The organism is Agromyces sp. CCNWLW213, from assembly GCF_037199545.1.
Lineage (GTDB): Bacteria > Actinomycetota > Actinomycetes > Actinomycetales > Microbacteriaceae > Agromyces.
Genome location: NZ_JBBBDX010000003.1, coordinates 268,948 through 283,293, shown reverse-complemented (window position 1 = coordinate 283,293; position 14,346 = coordinate 268,948). Strand labels below are relative to the sequence as shown.

Annotated in this window: 17 protein-coding genes; 10 read left to right on the top strand and 7 right to left on the bottom strand. The window is 72.8% G+C overall.

What is annotated here, in order from left to right; genetic code table 11:
• The first annotated feature begins 20 nt into the window (after window positions 1-20).
• From WBQ80_RS08685 to WBQ80_RS08670, 4 genes are read left to right on the top strand one after another with little or no spacing between them, the layout of a single operon-like run.
• Window positions 21-1,247: a sensor histidine kinase gene (locus WBQ80_RS08685; protein ID WP_336572123.1), complete on the top strand. Its 1,227-nt coding sequence runs from the start codon at window positions 21-23 to the stop codon at window positions 1,245-1,247.
• Window positions 1,244-1,987, top strand: a complete 744-nt coding sequence (locus WBQ80_RS08680) for a LytR/AlgR family response regulator transcription factor (protein WP_336572124.1) — start codon at window positions 1,244-1,246, stop codon at window positions 1,985-1,987. The genes WBQ80_RS08685 and WBQ80_RS08680 overlap by 4 nt, the downstream gene beginning before the upstream one ends.
• The gene (locus WBQ80_RS08675) at window positions 1,984-2,373 is read left to right on the top strand and encodes a hypothetical protein (protein ID WP_336572125.1); all 390 of its coding nucleotides are present in this window, start codon (window positions 1,984-1,986) and stop codon (window positions 2,371-2,373) included. Before WBQ80_RS08680 ends, WBQ80_RS08675 begins: the two co-directional genes overlap by 4 nt.
• A complete protein-coding gene (locus WBQ80_RS08670) occupies window positions 2,370-3,836 on the top strand; it encodes a sodium/solute symporter (protein WP_336572126.1) in 1,467 nt (488 codons plus the stop codon). The genes WBQ80_RS08675 and WBQ80_RS08670 overlap by 4 nt, the downstream gene beginning before the upstream one ends.
• Window positions 3,837-3,855: 19 nt before the next feature.
• Here the strand turns inward: WBQ80_RS08670 and WBQ80_RS08665 are convergent, their stop codons facing one another.
• From WBQ80_RS08665 to WBQ80_RS08655, 3 genes are all read right to left on the bottom strand, one after another.
• Window positions 3,856-4,560, bottom strand: a complete 705-nt coding sequence (locus WBQ80_RS08665; protein ID WP_336572127.1) for a hypothetical protein — start codon at window positions 4,558-4,560, stop codon at window positions 3,856-3,858.
• 73 nt (window positions 4,561-4,633) lie between these two features.
• Complete coding sequence (locus WBQ80_RS08660) at window positions 4,634-5,197, bottom strand: hypothetical protein (RefSeq protein WP_336572128.1); 564 nt, start codon at window positions 5,195-5,197, stop codon at window positions 4,634-4,636.
• Window positions 5,198-5,262: 65 nt separating this feature from the next.
• On the bottom strand, window positions 5,263-5,928 hold the full coding sequence (locus WBQ80_RS08655; RefSeq protein WP_336572129.1) for a GNAT family N-acetyltransferase: 666 nt from the start codon (window positions 5,926-5,928) through the stop codon (window positions 5,263-5,265).
• Between the two features lie 164 nt (window positions 5,929-6,092).
• On the opposite strand from WBQ80_RS08655, the gene WBQ80_RS08650 reads away from it, so the two are divergent.
• Together WBQ80_RS08650 and WBQ80_RS08645 are read left to right on the top strand one after the other, a co-directional pair.
• Entirely contained in the window at window positions 6,093-6,314 is a 222-nt protein-coding gene (locus tag WBQ80_RS08650; RefSeq protein WP_336572130.1) for a hypothetical protein, read from the top strand.
• A 141-nt stretch (window positions 6,315-6,455) separates the two neighbouring features.
• On the top strand, window positions 6,456-7,256 hold the full coding sequence (locus tag WBQ80_RS08645) for a hypothetical protein (protein ID WP_336572131.1): 801 nt from the start codon (window positions 6,456-6,458) through the stop codon (window positions 7,254-7,256).
• On the opposite strand, the gene WBQ80_RS08640 is transcribed toward WBQ80_RS08645, so the two are convergent.
• The 3 genes from WBQ80_RS08640 to WBQ80_RS08630 are packed head-to-tail and all read right to left on the bottom strand — an operon-like array spanning window position 7,253 to window position 9,979.
• A complete protein-coding gene (locus WBQ80_RS08640) occupies window positions 7,253-8,539 on the bottom strand; it encodes an adenylosuccinate synthase (protein ID WP_336572132.1) in 1,287 nt (428 codons plus the stop codon). The genes WBQ80_RS08645 and WBQ80_RS08640 overlap by 4 nt on opposite strands.
• Window position 8,540: 1 nt before the next feature.
• Entirely contained in the window at window positions 8,541-9,089 is a 549-nt protein-coding gene (locus WBQ80_RS08635) for a DUF3151 family protein (protein WP_336572133.1), read from the bottom strand.
• A gap of 2 nt (window positions 9,090-9,091) precedes the next feature.
• Window positions 9,092-9,979: an NAD(P)H-hydrate epimerase gene (locus WBQ80_RS08630; RefSeq protein ID WP_337282521.1), complete on the bottom strand. Its 888-nt coding sequence runs from the start codon at window positions 9,977-9,979 to the stop codon at window positions 9,092-9,094.
• Between the two features lie 97 nt (window positions 9,980-10,076).
• Here WBQ80_RS08630 and WBQ80_RS08625 point away from each other — a divergent pair, with 97 nt between their 5' ends.
• From WBQ80_RS08625 to cls, 4 genes are all read left to right on the top strand, one after another.
• On the top strand, window positions 10,077-10,574 hold the full coding sequence (locus tag WBQ80_RS08625) for a DUF2975 domain-containing protein (protein ID WP_336572135.1): 498 nt from the start codon (window positions 10,077-10,079) through the stop codon (window positions 10,572-10,574).
• Window positions 10,575-10,811, top strand: coding sequence for a helix-turn-helix domain-containing protein (locus tag WBQ80_RS08620; RefSeq protein ID WP_336572136.1), 237 nt, complete (start codon window positions 10,575-10,577; stop codon window positions 10,809-10,811). It abuts the gene before it with no gap.
• An 81-nt stretch (window positions 10,812-10,892) separates the two neighbouring features.
• A complete protein-coding gene (gene argG, locus WBQ80_RS08615) occupies window positions 10,893-12,320 on the top strand; it encodes an argininosuccinate synthase (protein WP_336572137.1) in 1,428 nt (475 codons plus the stop codon).
• Between the two features lie 140 nt (window positions 12,321-12,460).
• A complete protein-coding gene (gene cls / locus WBQ80_RS08610; RefSeq protein ID WP_336572138.1) occupies window positions 12,461-13,933 on the top strand; it encodes a cardiolipin synthase in 1,473 nt (490 codons plus the stop codon).
• 42 nt (window positions 13,934-13,975) lie between these two features.
• On the opposite strand, the gene WBQ80_RS08605 is transcribed toward cls, so the two are convergent.
• Window positions 13,976-14,344 (bottom strand): DUF4440 domain-containing protein, encoded by a 369-nt coding sequence (locus WBQ80_RS08605; RefSeq protein ID WP_336572139.1) that lies wholly within the window; start codon window positions 14,342-14,344, stop codon window positions 13,976-13,978.
• Window positions 14,345-14,346 lie beyond the last annotated feature (2 nt).

The following is a 14,346-nucleotide window of genomic DNA, read 5'->3' as shown; positions in this document are numbered from 1 at the left end:
CGACGGCTACAGTGACGTGCATGCCCGAGTCGATGCTGCTCGCCGCTGCCGTCGGCGTCGTCGCGGGAGCGCTCGCCGTCGGGGTGGTCGTGCTGCTGCGCCGCTTCGCGGTGCAGTCGAAGGAGCTCGGCACCGACGCCGAGCGGGCCACCTACCAGACCCTCCACCTCGCCTCGAGCGCGGCGAAGCACCTGCGCGGCGACATGAGCCGGGCGGATGCCGCGCGGGCCGCCCGGCACCTGCGCGCCATGCTCGGCGCCGACACGCTCGCGCTCCTGATGTCGGGCGGCGAGGCCGCGGTCGACGGCGACGAGGCCCTGCTCCCCGCGGCCGAGCGCCTGGCCGCCGACGCGGTCGGGTCGGGCCGGCCGCAGGTCGAGCGCCGCCTCACGTCGCCCTCGGGCGAGACGGATGCCGCGGCCGCGCCGATCCGCGCGGGCGGCGAGGTCGTGGGCGCGGTGGTCGCGTTCGCGCCGCGGGTCCGGGCGGGCCTCGTGCGCGCGACGGGCGAGGTCGCGGAATGGGTCGCGGCGCAGGTCGAGCTCGGCGAGCTCGACGCCTCGCGAGCCGCGCTCGCCGAGCTCGAGGTGCGCGCGCTGCGCGCGCAGATCAGCCCGCACTTCATCTACAACTCGCTCAACGCGATCGCGTCGTTCGTCAACACCGACCCCGCCAAGGCGCGCGAGCTCGTGCTCGAGTTCGCGGACTTCACCCGGTACTCCTTCCGTCGCGCGGGCGACTTCACGACCGTCGCCGAGGAGCTCCGCTCGATCGACTCGTACCTGAAGCTCGAGCGGGCCCGGTTCGGCGACCGCCTGCGGGTGACGCTGCAGGTCGCGCCGGAGGTGCTCTCGACGGTCATCCCCTTCCTGTCGATGCAGCCGCTCGTCGAGAACGCCGTGCGCCATGGCCTCGAGGGCAAGGAGGGCGGCGGCCGCATCACGATCACGGCGCAGGACGCGGGCGCGTTCGCCGAGATCACCGTCGAGGACGACGGCGTCGGGATCGATCCCGAGCGCCTCGCGGACGTGCTCGCGGGCGGTCCGCCGGGCGAGCACGTGGGCCTGCGCAACGTCGACGCCCGGCTCCGGCAGGTGTACGGCGACGAGCACGGGCTGGTCGTCGAGACGAACGTCGGCGCGGGCACCCTCGTGCGCCTGCGCGTGCCCAAGTCGCAGCCCGGCCGGGCTGCGGCATCCGTCGACCTCGGCGCCCGCGGGGAGCCGGATGGGAGACTGGTGCCGTGATCTCGGTCCTCATCGCCGACGACGAGCAGCCCGCCGTGGACGAGCTGGCGTTCCTGCTCGGCCAGGACCCGCGGATCGGCACGATCCATCGCGCGACCTCGGGATCCGAGGCGATCCGCATCCTCACGCGCGAACCGGTCGACGCCGCGTTCCTCGACATCCACATGCCCGGCCTGTCGGGCTTCGACCTCGCACGCGCCCTGCAGCGCTTCGAGCACAGGCCGGCGTTCGTGTTCGTGACGGCCGACGAGGAGGGCGCGCTCGAGGCGTTCGACCTCGCGGCGGTCGACTACCTGCTGAAGCCCGTCCGCACCGAGCGGCTGCAGCGTTCGGTCACGCGCGTCGTCGAGGCGATGCGGCTGGCCCAGCCGGGGGCGACGGATGCCGCGGCGAGCCGGCCCGAGATGATCGCCGTGACGCTCGGCGGCACCACGCGCATGATCCGCCGCGACGACGTGCGGTACGTGCAGGCGCAGGGCGACTACGCGCGCCTGCACACCGACGAGGCGAGCTACCTGGTGCGCGTGCCCATGTCCGACCTCGAGCGGCAGTGGGCGGAGGCGGGCTTCGTGCGCGTGCACCGGTCGTACCTCGTCGCGCTCCCGCACGTGAGCCGCGTGCGGCTCGGCGGCGAGCGCCCGACCGTGGTCGTCGGGCAGGCCGAGCTGCCGGTCAGCCGGCGACTGCTGCCGGGGCTGCGTGAGCGGCTCGACCAGGCGACCCCGCGAGCCCGGCCGTGAGCGAGGTGACGCCCCCTGCGGTCGCCCGTGTTCGCGTCACCGCGCCGCGCACGGGGGCTGCGGCGCCATCCGCCCGCCCTTCGATCGCACGCGGCCACGCGAGCACCGGCAGCGACGTCGACGCGATGTACGTGCGCTCGCTGATCCGCTCGCAGCTGCGCCTCGCCCTCATCTGCGCCGGCGGCTTCGTCGCGGCGACCGTCGTGTTCGTGGTCGGCATCGCCCTGCTGCCCGCGCTCGACGAGACGTTCGTCGCGGGCGTGCCGGTGTCGTGGCTGCTTCTGGGACTCGGCGTCTACCCGCTCGCGATCAGCGTGGCGGCGCTGTACGTGCGGGCCGCGCAGCGCAACGAGGCCCGGTACCGGTCGCTCGCGGAGCAGGCGTGAACCCGGCCGTCGGCTACGCCGCGATTGTCGCGGTGGCGGCGGTGTCGGTCCTGATCGGCGTGTACGGGCTGCGGATCTCGCGCACGACGAGCGACTTCTACGTCGCGAGCCGCACGGTCCGGCCCTGGTGGAACGCCTCCGCGATCGGCGGCGAGTACCTGTCGGCGGCGTCCTTCCTCGGTATCGCCGGGCTCATCCTGCTGACGGGCGCCTCGGCGCTGTGGTTCCCGATCGGGTACACCGCCGGCTACCTGATGCTGCTGCTCTTCGTCGCGGCGCCGCTCCGGCGGTCGGGCGCCTACACGATCCCCGACTTCACGGAGGCGCGCCTCGAGTCGCCCGCGGTGCGACGCGTCACGAGCGTCCTCGTCGTCGTGATCGGATGGCTCTACATCGTGCCGCAGCTGCAGGGCGCGGCCCTGACCGTCCGGATCACGACGGGCCTGCCGAGCTGGGTCGGGTCGGTCGCCGTCGCGGTGCTCGTGGCGGTCGTCGTCGCGGCGGGCGGCATGCGCTCGATCACCTTCGTGCAGGCGTTCCAGTTCTGGCTGAAGCTCGCGGCGCTCGCCATCCCGGTGGTCGCCCTCCTCCTCGTGACGGGTGCCGTCGAGCCCGAGCTCGGCCCGTCGGCGGCGTTCCCCGCCGACGCGGGGCCCGGCTCGCTCGAGGTGTACCGCACGGTGTCGCTCATGGTCGCCCTGCTGCTCGGCACCCTCGGGCTGCCGCACGTGCTCGTGCGGTTCTACACGAACCCGGACGGCCCGGCCGCGCGCCGCACGACCCTCATCGTGCTCGCGCTGCTCTCGGCGTTCTACCTCTTCCCGACCGCGTTCGGGCTGCTCGGCCGCACGTTCGCCCCGGACCTCGCGACGCCGGGCGAGGCCGACGCGCTCGTGCTCGTGCTCCCCGACCGGCTCGTGCCGGGCGTCGTCGGCGAACTGCTCACGGCGCTCGTGATCGGCGGCGCGTTCGCGGCGTTCCTCTCCACGTCGTCGGGGCTGGTCGTGTCGGTCGCCGGGGTCATCTCGCAGGACCTCCTCGGCGGAAGCGTGCGCGGCTTCCGGATCGCGGCGTTCGCCTCGACCGCGGTGCCGCTCGGCGTCGCGGTCGCCACCGAGGCCGCGGGCCTGGCGGGCAGCGTCGGGCTGGTGTTCGCGTTCACCGCCTCGACCCTGTGCCCCGTACTGCTCCTCGGCATCTGGTGGCGCGGGCTCACCGCGCGCGGCGCCATCGCGGGCATGGCGACCGGCGCCGTGCTCTCGGCGGCGGCGATCCTCGGGAGCGCGTTCGTGGCCGCGGCGGCGCCCGGCATCCGCCCGCTCGTCGAGCAGCCCGCCGCCTGGACGGTGCCACTCGCGGTCCTCGTCACCGTGCTCGTCTCGCGCGCCGACCGGCGACGGGTGCCGCGCGGCGTCGACGCGTTCCTCGCCCGGCTGCACCTGCCCGAGCAAGGCGGCGCCTGAGCGTCGGTCGCGTCCGAGGTCAGCGGGCGGCCAGTCGCAGGAGGCGCCATCCCACCGCCGCGAACCACACGGAGAACACGAGCCACCACCAGAAGTAGCCCATGCCGACGAACGACAGGATGCCGACCGCGACGAACTCGGACACCGCCGCGGCGATCCCGAGCCACGCCATCCACCGCGGGAACGCACTGCGCAGCATCGCGAGCGAGATGAGGAGCACTCCGGCGGCGAACACCGTCTCGAAGAGCGGGTTGAAGGCGTCGAGCGGCGCGGTGACGGCTTCAGCCGCCGCCTCGATCCCGGCGCGGCGATCGGCGTCGGCGACCTCGCGCTGGTCGGCGAGGTAGAGCATGCCGAGCGTCGCGGGCAGGAACGACGCGAACAAGGCCTGGCAGACGATCGCGAGGAGCGCGCCGATCGCGGCGAGGCTGCGCCGGCCCTCCTTCAGCGCGAGGAACAGCGCCAGGAACACGGGGATGGCGATGAACCCCGGGCCGAGCGTGAGGTGCTGGAGCACCATCCACCACACCCGGTGGTCGGCGATGAAGTCGAGCAGTTCCGCGCCGCTCGCGGTCCTGGGGTAGCCGACCGCGAAGAACATCAGCGCGGGGGCCACCACGCCGAGGAGGACGTACCCGAAGGCGAGGATGCCGCCCGCACGGTAGGCGCCGCGCCAGGCGGGATCGACGGAGGGGACGGGCGGGGCCGGCGTTCGGGCGGGCATGGGCTTCACCTCCTCCGCCCTCGGACGCCGATTCTGCCGGACCGCCGGAGCGGCGCGCCGGGCCGAAGGTCCCTCACCGGCTGCCTGGCCGCGTCGGGCGCTCCGCCTGCACCTCCGCCTCGGCCCGGAGCCCCGTGTGCAGCGGCGGCCGGAGCCCCCGACGCGCCCGCTCCGCGGCGATCCACGCGCCCGCGTGCCGCCGGGCGAGACGGCGGAGCACCGCCGCGCCGAGCAGGAGCACGACCCCGACGGAGTAGTAGACCCAGAAGAACCAGTCGCTCACCCGCCCGTAGCCGAGTCCGACGTACAGGCCGACCAGGATCGCGCCGACGAGCGCGACACCGCCGAGCGTCGAGAGCACCGTCGCGGCACGTCGCAGGCGGCGGTCGACGGGCGCGGCCTGCCGCAGCGCCCACGACACCGCGAGGTCGTCGCGCACGGTCGCCACGACGTTCCGCTCGGGCGACGGCGGCATCTGCGACAGCACCGTGCCGAGCCGTTCCGCGCGCTTGAGATCGTCGGAGCGCACGTTCTGGAGCGCGATGAAGACGCTCGCCGCGGTCGTGATGAGGGCGACGACGAGCGGAGTCCAGAGACCGGTCAGCAGCTCGGGACCGGCCTGCTCGAGGTGACGCATGCTCGTGACCTGCCTGGGATCACGGTACCAACGACGGCGTCGTCGCGGGAGGGCGCCGGGCGCCGCTAGCCGGCGCCTGCGCCTGCGCCTGCGCCCCGAGCGAGTTCGACGGGCCGGTCTCCCCACGCGTCGAGCCGTCGCTCGAGCCCCGCCCGCACGGCGGGCCACTCGTCGACCACGATCGAGTACACCGCGGTGTCGCGCCAGCTGCCGTCCGGCCGGCGCTTGTGGCGGCGGAGCACCCCCTCGAACCGGGCGCCGAGCTTCTCGATCGCGGCACGCGACCGCGCGTTCACGGCGTCGGCCTGCAGCTTCACCCGTCCGAAGCCGTGGCCGAAGGCGAGGGAGAGCACGAGCAGCTTCGTCTCGGGGTTCACCGAGCTGCCCCAGACGCGCGGGTCGTACGCGGTCCATCCGAGGTGCGCGGACTCGTTCGCGAAATCGAGGTCGCCGAGCTTCGTGGCGCCGACGACGACCCCGTCGTCGGGCCCGCCGCGCAGCCGCACGGCGAAGGGCACCGCGTCGGCCTCGGACGCGTAGGACGTGCGCGCGAACGCGGCGAAGGCCTCGGCATCGGGCGGGAGGCCGCTGGGCCCGCCGGCGAAGCCGCCCGCGAACACCTCCGGGCGTCGGATCGCCGCCTCGAGCGCGGGCACGTCGGCCGCCGTCATCGGGGTCAGCGTCACCGTCCTCCCGGGAAGCGGCGCGTCGATCGGTCGGGTCGCGGGCACTGATCGAGTCTCGCACGCCGGGCGGGACCGCGCGGTGTCCGTCCGGTGACGCGCAGGCGACGGATGCCGCGCAGTCCGGGCGTTCGCTGTGGAAACGGCGCAGGCGGCATCCGGACTGCATACGATGAGCGCAACCGACCGTCGCAGAGAAGGGACCCGGGGGAATGGGAGCACTCGACGACCTCGCGAAGAACGCGCAGGACTTCGTGGAGCAGAACAAGGACAAGATCAACGAGGCGCTCGACAGCGAGCAGGCCGAGGACATCAGCGACAAGGTCTTCGACGCCGTCGCCGACGCGGCCAAGAAGGTCACGCCCGACGAGCACGACGCCAAGGTCGACGAGGTGCGGGCGAACCTCGACAAGTCGATCGGCACCGAGCCGTAGGCCGCGCGGGCACGGCGAACGGGGGTGGATGCCGCGGCATCCGCCCCCTTCGTCGTCGCGGCGGCGGATCGCCGACGACCCGCGTGCGGCTCCGCCGTGTCGATGTGCGAGCATGGTCCCACCCGAAGCGAGAGGACATCGATGGAGATGCGCGCCCCCGGGTCGAGGGTCGCGCGCCTGCGTTCCGCCCTCGGCCTCGACGACCCGCTGCTGCGGGGCCTGCTCATCCTCCTCTGGGCGACGAGCGCCGCGTACGTCGCCGTGCACCTCACGCACACGCTCGCGGGTGCGCCGTGGCATCCGTTCTTCAACCTCGGCACCGAGCGCGGCTACGCCGAGATGTTCTTCCAGATGCTCACCGGGTGGTCGATCCTGCTGCTCGTCGTCGCCGCCGTCCGCCGCCGGGCCGGCATCCTGGTCGTCTTCGCGGGCTTCGCCGCGTACCTGCTGGTCGACGACTACTTCCAGCTGCACGAGCGCTCGGGCACCGCGTTCGGGCGGTGGTTCGATCGCGAGGTCGTCTATCTCCAGGGTCTGGCCACCCACCTCGGCGAGGCGCTCTACCTCGCCGCGGTCGGCGTCGTCGTCGTGACCGCGTTCCTGGTCGCCTACCGGCTCGCGCGACCCGAGGTGCGGCGCATGGCGCGCACCCTCGCGCTGCTCTTCGCCGCCCTCGCGTTCTTCGGCGGGGCGATCGACATCGTGCACGCGCCGTTCATCGACGCGCCGGTGATCGACCCGATCTTCATCGCCCTCGAGGACGGCGGCGAGATCGCCGTCATGTCGCTCATCGCGGTGTTCGCGCTCGGGCTCGCCTACGGCGGGCGCGACGGTTCGGCGCGGTTCGCCGGGACCCACGGCGCTCCCGCGGCCGCGGCAGCGCCGGACGGGCCCGCGGCGCCCGACGCGGACGCCGCGCGCCCGGCCGCCTCGCCCGTCTAGTCGAGCAGGTCGTGCAGCTGCACGATCTCGTCACGGCCCGGGCCGACGCCGATCGCCGAGAACCGCGCACCCGAGATGGCTTCGAGCTCGCGCACGTAGCTCTGCGCGTTCGGCGGCAGGTCGTCGAACGACCGTGCGCCCGAGATGTCCTCGGTCCATCCCGGGAACTCCTCGTAGACCGGCTTGGCGTGGTGGAAGTCGGACTGCGACACGGGCACCTCGTCGAGGATCGTGCCGTCGACGTCGTAGGCGACCGCGACCGGGATCCGGTCGACGCCGGTGAGCACGTCGAGCTTGGTCAGCACGAAGTCGGTGACGCCGTTGATGCGCGCGGTGTACCGGGCGATCGGGGCGTCGTACCATCCGGTGCGGCGACGGCGACCCGTGGTCGTGCCGAACTCGTGCCCCGTGTCGGCGAGGAACTCGCCCCAGTCGTCGAACAGCTCGGTCGGGAACGGCCCCGAGCCGACGCGGGTCGTGTAGGCCTTCACGATGCCGATGACCCGGTCGATGCGGTTGGGCGCGATGCCGGAGCCCGTGACGGCGCCGCCCGAGGTCGCGTTCGACGACGTGACGAAGGGGTAGGTGCCGTGGTCGACGTCGAGCATGGTCGCCTGGCCGCCCTCGAACAGCACGGTCTCGCCGGCCTCGAGCGCGCGGTGCAGGAGCAGCGAGGTGTCGGTCACCATCGGACGCAGCCGGTCGGTGTAGGCGAGCAGCTCGTCGACGACCTCGTCGACGCCGATCGCACGACGGTTGTACACCTTGACCAGCAGGTGGTTCTTCTGGTCGAGCGCGCCCTCGACCTTCTGGCGCAGGATGTTCTCGTCGAAGAGGTCCTGCATGCGGATGCCGACGCGGTTGATCTTGTCGGCGTAGGTCGGCCCGATTCCGCGACCGGTGGTGCCGATCTGGCGCTTGCCCAGGAACCGCTCGGTGACCTTGTCGAGCGTGCGGTGGTACTGCGTGATGACGTGCGCGTTCGCCGAGATCTTCAGCTTCGACGTGTCGACGCCGCGGGTCTCGAGGCCCTCGAGCTCCTCGAACAGCACCTCGATGTCGACGACGACGCCGTTCGAGATGACCGGGGTGACCCCCGGCGTCAGGATGCCGCTCGGCAGCAGGTGCAGCGCGTACTTCTCGTCGCCGACGACGACGGTGTGCCCGGCGTTGTTGCCGCCGTTGAACTTGACGACGTAGTCCAGGCGCGAGGCGAGCAGGTCGGTCGCCTTGCCCTTGCCCTCGTCGCCCCACTGTGCACCGATCAGTACGACTGCGGGCATCTCAGTCCTCTCCTGCCGCGTCGGCGGCGGTCGGTTCGGCGACGGGATCGCCGGTGCGTGCCTCGGTGTCGAGGATCGGCGCGAACGCACCGGCCCCGGCACCGACGATGGTGATGAGCTGGGTGGGCGTGAACTCGGAGGCGATGCGCGCGCCCGCCTCGGGGTCGGCGGCGGCCAGGTCGGCGGCGGCCCGCTCGGCGCGGTCGGCGAGGCCGAGGCGCTCGGCGGAGCGGCGCTCGGCGTCGAGGGCGCGCAGGTAGGCGCGGTTGGGCTCCTCGGACCACGGGACGGGGCTGCCGGGGGTCCAGCCGGACGCGGCGAGCTGCTCGCGCGCGAGGTCGACGGCGACGACGGCGTACGCGAACGCGTCGAGCGCGCGCCCCTCGGAGTCGGCGAGGTCGGCCAGTTCGGCCCAGGCGAGCGGCGATGCGGGGTGCTCGGCCACGACCCCGGCGACGCCCGCGCGGTCGGACCCGGTCAGCGCCTGCCGGACCTCGGGTTCGTCGGCGAGCACCGCCTCGGCCTCCGGTGGGGTCTGTTCCTGAGTCACACTCAACCGTAACGCATGGGGTTTCCGCGCTCCGGGAGGTCGTGCCGCCGCCCGGGACGCACGACGGGCGGCACGTCGGCGAGCGCCGGGCCGAGCCCCAGGTCGACGAGCACCACGCGTCCGGCGTACGCCACGGCGGGTCCGACCCGCAGCCCGGCCTTCACCGCGCCCATCGTCACCGTCACGTCGGCCGGCAGCACGACGGGGTCGGGCACGGCGCCGTCGTCGGGCGAGATCCCGCTCGGCAGGTCGACGGCGACGACGAGCGGATGCCGCGTCCCGGCAGCTCCGGCCGCCCACCCCGGCCCGAGCAGCCCGAGCGTCCGTGCGACGAGCTCCCGGCTCCGGCCCCGCAGCGCGGGGCTCGCGGCGGCGCCGATGCCGAGGATGCCGTCGACGATGACGTCGGCCTCGCGCACCGCGCGCGCGAACGCGTCGGGGTCGGCGTCGGGATCGAGGTCGGTCGCGCCGGCGCGACGCGCCGCGGCGGCGCCCTGCTCGTGCAGGCGCGTCCCGGTCGCGACGATCCGCACGTCGGCGCCGCGCCCTGCGAGGAGGGAGCCCGCGAAGAGCGCGTCCCCGCCGTTGTCGCCCGGCCCGGCGAGCACGACGACGAGCGGCCGCCCTGCGGCATCCCCCGGGACCTCGCGGGTGATGCCCGTCGCGCCGGCCGATGCGGTCGCCGCGGCATCACTCGGCGCGGAGGCCGCCGCTCGGCCATGCGAACCCTGTGGGAGCAGCGCCGTGATCTCGTCGGCGAGCGCGGCGGCGGCGCGCTGCATGAGCGGCTCCCCCGCCGCGAGCAGGGGCGCCTCGGCCGCGCGGACCTGCGCGGCCGTGTAGCCCGCGAGCGGCGACGGCGGGCCCGGATCGATCGACGGTGCGGTCACGCGGCCGAGCCTACGCCGTGGCACCCGCGGCGACCACCGCATTGGGACTCGATCAGTGTCGATTGACATTCGATAGATAATGCGCGATATTCGACGCATGACCTCGCTCAATCGGATCATCGTCCCCCTCCGGGTGCTCATCGTGCTCGTCTTCGCGGGGCTCGTCGTCGCGCAGGTCATGAGCCTGCCGGGCGAGTTCATGCAGCAGGCGAGGGAGGCGCCGGAACTCGGACCCGTGCCGTGGATCCTGCTCGCCTTCGCGATCCTCGAGGTCGTCTGCGTCCAGGTCGTGCTCGTGTGCATCTGGCGTCTGCTCACCCTGATCCGCTCCGACCGAATCTTCAGCGAGCGGGCGTTCGTGTGGGTGGACGTCATGGCCTGGGCGATCGCGGCCGCGTGGCTCATGCTCTTCGGCGTCGCGGCGTGGCTCATGACGGTGTTCCTCACGACCCCCGAGCTGCGCGATCCGGGCAACGGCGTGGTGCTCACGGGCCTCGTGCTCATCGGCGGCGTCGTCGTGCTCGTCGTCGTCGTGCTCCGCGCGCTGCTGCACCAGGCCGCGGCGATGCGCAGCGACCTCGAAGAGGTGATCTGAATGCCGATCGTCGTGCGCATCGACGTCGAGCTCGCGAAGCGCAAGATGAGCGTGGGCGAGTTCGCCGAGCGCGTCGGCCTGACGCCCGCCAACGTGGCCGTGCTCAAGAACGGCCGGGCGAAGGCGGTGCGCTTCAGCACGCTCGACGCCATGTGCCGCGTGCTCGACTGCCAGCCCGGCGACCTGCTCGAATGGGTGGCCGAGGACGACACCGTCGGCTCGGCGTCATCCGGCTGACCGACGTGCCCGCTCCGCGGGGTCCGCAGGCGACCCGGCACGCGAACGCGAGCATTCCGCGGCTCCCGTAGGCTGGAGGCCATGTCGAAGGTCCTCACCTCCCTGCCCGCCGGCGAGCGCGTCGGCATCGCCTTCTCGGGAGGTCTCGACACCTCCGTGGCGGTCGCGTGGATGCGTGAGAAGGGCGCCATCCCCTGCACCTACACGGCCGACCTCGGCCAGCCCGACGAGCCCGACGTCGAGGCGGTGCCCGGCCGCGCGCTCGAGTACGGCGCCGAGCTCAGCCGCCTCGTCGACGTGAAGTCCGCTCTGGTCGAGGAGGGGCTCGTCGCGCTGCAGTGCGGCGCGTTCCACATCCGCTCGGGGGGCAAGACGTACTTCAACACGACCCCCCTCGGTCGCGCGGTCACGGGCACGCTGCTCGTGCGCGCGATGATGGAGGACGGCGTCGACATCTGGGGCGACGGCTCCACCTACAAGGGCAACGACATCGAGCGGTTCTACCGCTACGGCCTGCTCGCGAATCCGCGCCTGCGCATCTACAAGCCGTGGCTCGACAGCGCGTTCGTCACCGAGCTCGGCGGCCGCACCGAGATGAGCCAGTGGATGCAGGCCCGCGACCTGCCCTACCGCGCCTCGGTCGAGAAGGCGTACTCGACGGATGCCAACATCTGGGGCGCCACGCACGAGGCGAAGAAGCTGGAGGACCTCGACGCGGGCATCACGATCGTCGAGCCGATCATGGGCGTCCGCTTCTGGGACGAGTCGGTCGCGATCGAGGCGGAGGACGTCACGGTCCGCTACGTCGAGGGCCGGCCGGTCGCCCTGAACGGCGTCGAGTTCGACGACCCGGTCGAGCTCGTCCTCGAGGCGAACCGCATCGGCGGACGCCACGGGCTCGGCATGAGCGACCAGATCGAGAACCGCATCATCGAGGCGAAGTCGCGCGGCATCTACGAGGCGCCCGGCATGGCGCTGCTGCACATCACGTACGAGCGGCTGCTCAACGCGATCCACAACGAGGACACGATCGCGAACTACCACCAGGAGGGCCGCCGCCTCGGCCGCCTCATGTACGAGGGCCGCTGGCTCGACCCGCAGTCGCTCATGCTGCGCGAGTCCATCCAGCGCTGGGTGGGCTCCGCGGTGACGGGCGAGGTCACCCTGCGCCTGCGCCGCGGCGACGACTACACGATCCTGAACACCGAGGGTCCGGCGCTCAGCTACCACCCCGACAAGCTGTCGATGGAGCGCGTGGGCGACCAGGCGTTCGGCCCCGAGGACCGGATCGGCCAGCTCACGATGCGCAACCTCGACATCGCCGACTCGCGCGCGCGCCTCGAGCAGTACGCGCACCTCGGCATCGTCGGCGGCGCGACGGCGCAGCTCGTGGGCGAGATCGCCGCGGGCCAGGCGGCGCAGATCCTCGCGGGCGAGGCCGAGACCGACCTCGACGCGGCGACGGATGCGGCGAACGAGGCCGCCGCGTTCGACCTCGGCACCGACTGAGTCGAAGGTCCCCCACCCCGCCGATTCCCGGGTGCCATACTCGGGCATCGGCCGCACCCACCGGAAGCGGGTTGCGGGACGCAGGGCTCCGGGGAGGGTGCGATGACTGCGGACGGGTCCGGACCGGCGGCGAGCCGAACGTGAGCGGCGAGTGGACGGCGATCATCGTCGGCATCGCGCTCCTCGTCGACTGGATCATCCGCATCGCCGCGCTGATCCTGATCCCGCGCGATCGCAAGCCGACCGCCGCGATGGCGTGGCTCCTCGCGATCTTCCTCATCCCCTACATCGGGATCCTGCTGTACCTGCTCATCGGGAACATCCGGTTGCCGAAGCAGCGGATGGCGCGCCAGCGCGACGCGGACCGCATGATCGCCGAGCGGACCGCGGGCGTCGACCTGGTCGCGGACCAGGATGCGTGGCCCGCATGGTTCGCGACCGCCGTCGCGCAGAACACCCGCCTCACGGGCCTTCCCGTCACGTCGGGCAACCGTGCGACCCTGATCGACGACTACCAGGGCTCGATCGACGCGATGGCGGCGGATGTCGCGACCGCGACCCGGTTCGTGCACGTCGAGTTCTTCATCGTGGCGTTCGACGACACCACGAGGGGGTTCTTCGCGGCGATGGAGGCCGCGGTGCGCCGCGGGGTGCGGGTGCGGCTGCTCATGGACCACATCGCGTCGGCCAAGGTGCCGCTCCACAAGGCGACGGTCGCGGAGCTCGATCGCATCGGGGTCGAGTGGCACTACCTGCTGCCGGTGCGGCCCCTGAAGGGCCAGTGGCAGCGCCCCGACCTCCGCAATCACCGCAAGATCGTCGTCGTCGACGGGCTGGTGGGTCACACGGGGTCCCAGAACCTCATCGACCGCAGCTACGACTCCCCCAAGAACCTCAAGCGCGGGCTGATGTGGCAGGAGCTCGTCGCCCGCGTCGTCGGTCCGTCCGTGGCCGAGCTGAACGCGGTGTTCCGCTCCGACTGGTACGCGGAGACGGGCGAGGTGCTCGGCGACGACGCGAACACGCCGGCCACCGCGATCCCGGTCGACACGTCGGCCGACGCCCTCGACTGCCAGGTCGTCCCGAGCGGGCCGGCGTTCGAGAGCGAGAACAACCTGAGGCAGTTCCTCACGCTCGTCAACTCGGCCCAGGAGCGCGTGATCATAACGAGCCCGTACTTCGTGCCCGACGAGGCGATGGTCTACGCGATCACATCAGCCAGGCTGCGGGGCCTCGACGTGCAGCTGTTCGTCTCGGAGATCGGCGACCAGGGCGGGGTGTGGCACGCGCAGCGTTCCTACTACCGCGCGCTGCTGCGGGCCGGCGTGCGCATCTGGCTGTACCCGGGCCCGTACATCCTGCACGCGAAGCACCTCTCGATCGACGACGACGTCGCCGTCATCGGGTCGAGCAACATGGACATCCGCTCGTTCGCCCTGAACTTCGAGGTCACGCTGCTCGTGCGCGGCGCCTCCTTCGTGGCGGGCATGCGCGAGGTCGAGGCGAAGTACCGCGACCTGGGCCGCGAGCTGACGCTCGAGGAGTGGGATCGGGAGCCGGCGACGGCGACGTTCCTCGACGGCGTCGCGCGCCTGACGTCGGCGGTCCAGTAGGCGGCGGGCCGGCGGGGGCTCGCGGAGGACGCGGGGCGGCCGCTAGGCGGGCGTCTGCTGGTGCGCGGCCACGTGCCACGCCCCGTCGTCGTACAGGTACGTGGTCGACATCCGCAGGTTCGCGACCTCGTCGCCGCGGCGGGCGACCGCCCGGTAGGCGAGGATGCCCGCGTGATCGCCGAGCCGCACCACGGCGGGCTCGTGGATCTCGTAGGCGTCCCACGGCGGCGTGCTCGCGAACGCCCGCATCATGTCGTCGCGACCGAGCACCGCGCCCTCGACGATCATGATCCCGTCGCGGGTCATCGCGCGCGCGTAGTGCACTCCCCCGTGTCCGGCGAGGATGGCGCGCCATCCGGCGTGCTCCTCGTGCAGCAGGCGGGCGGGCAGATCGTCGGTGATCTCGGTCATGC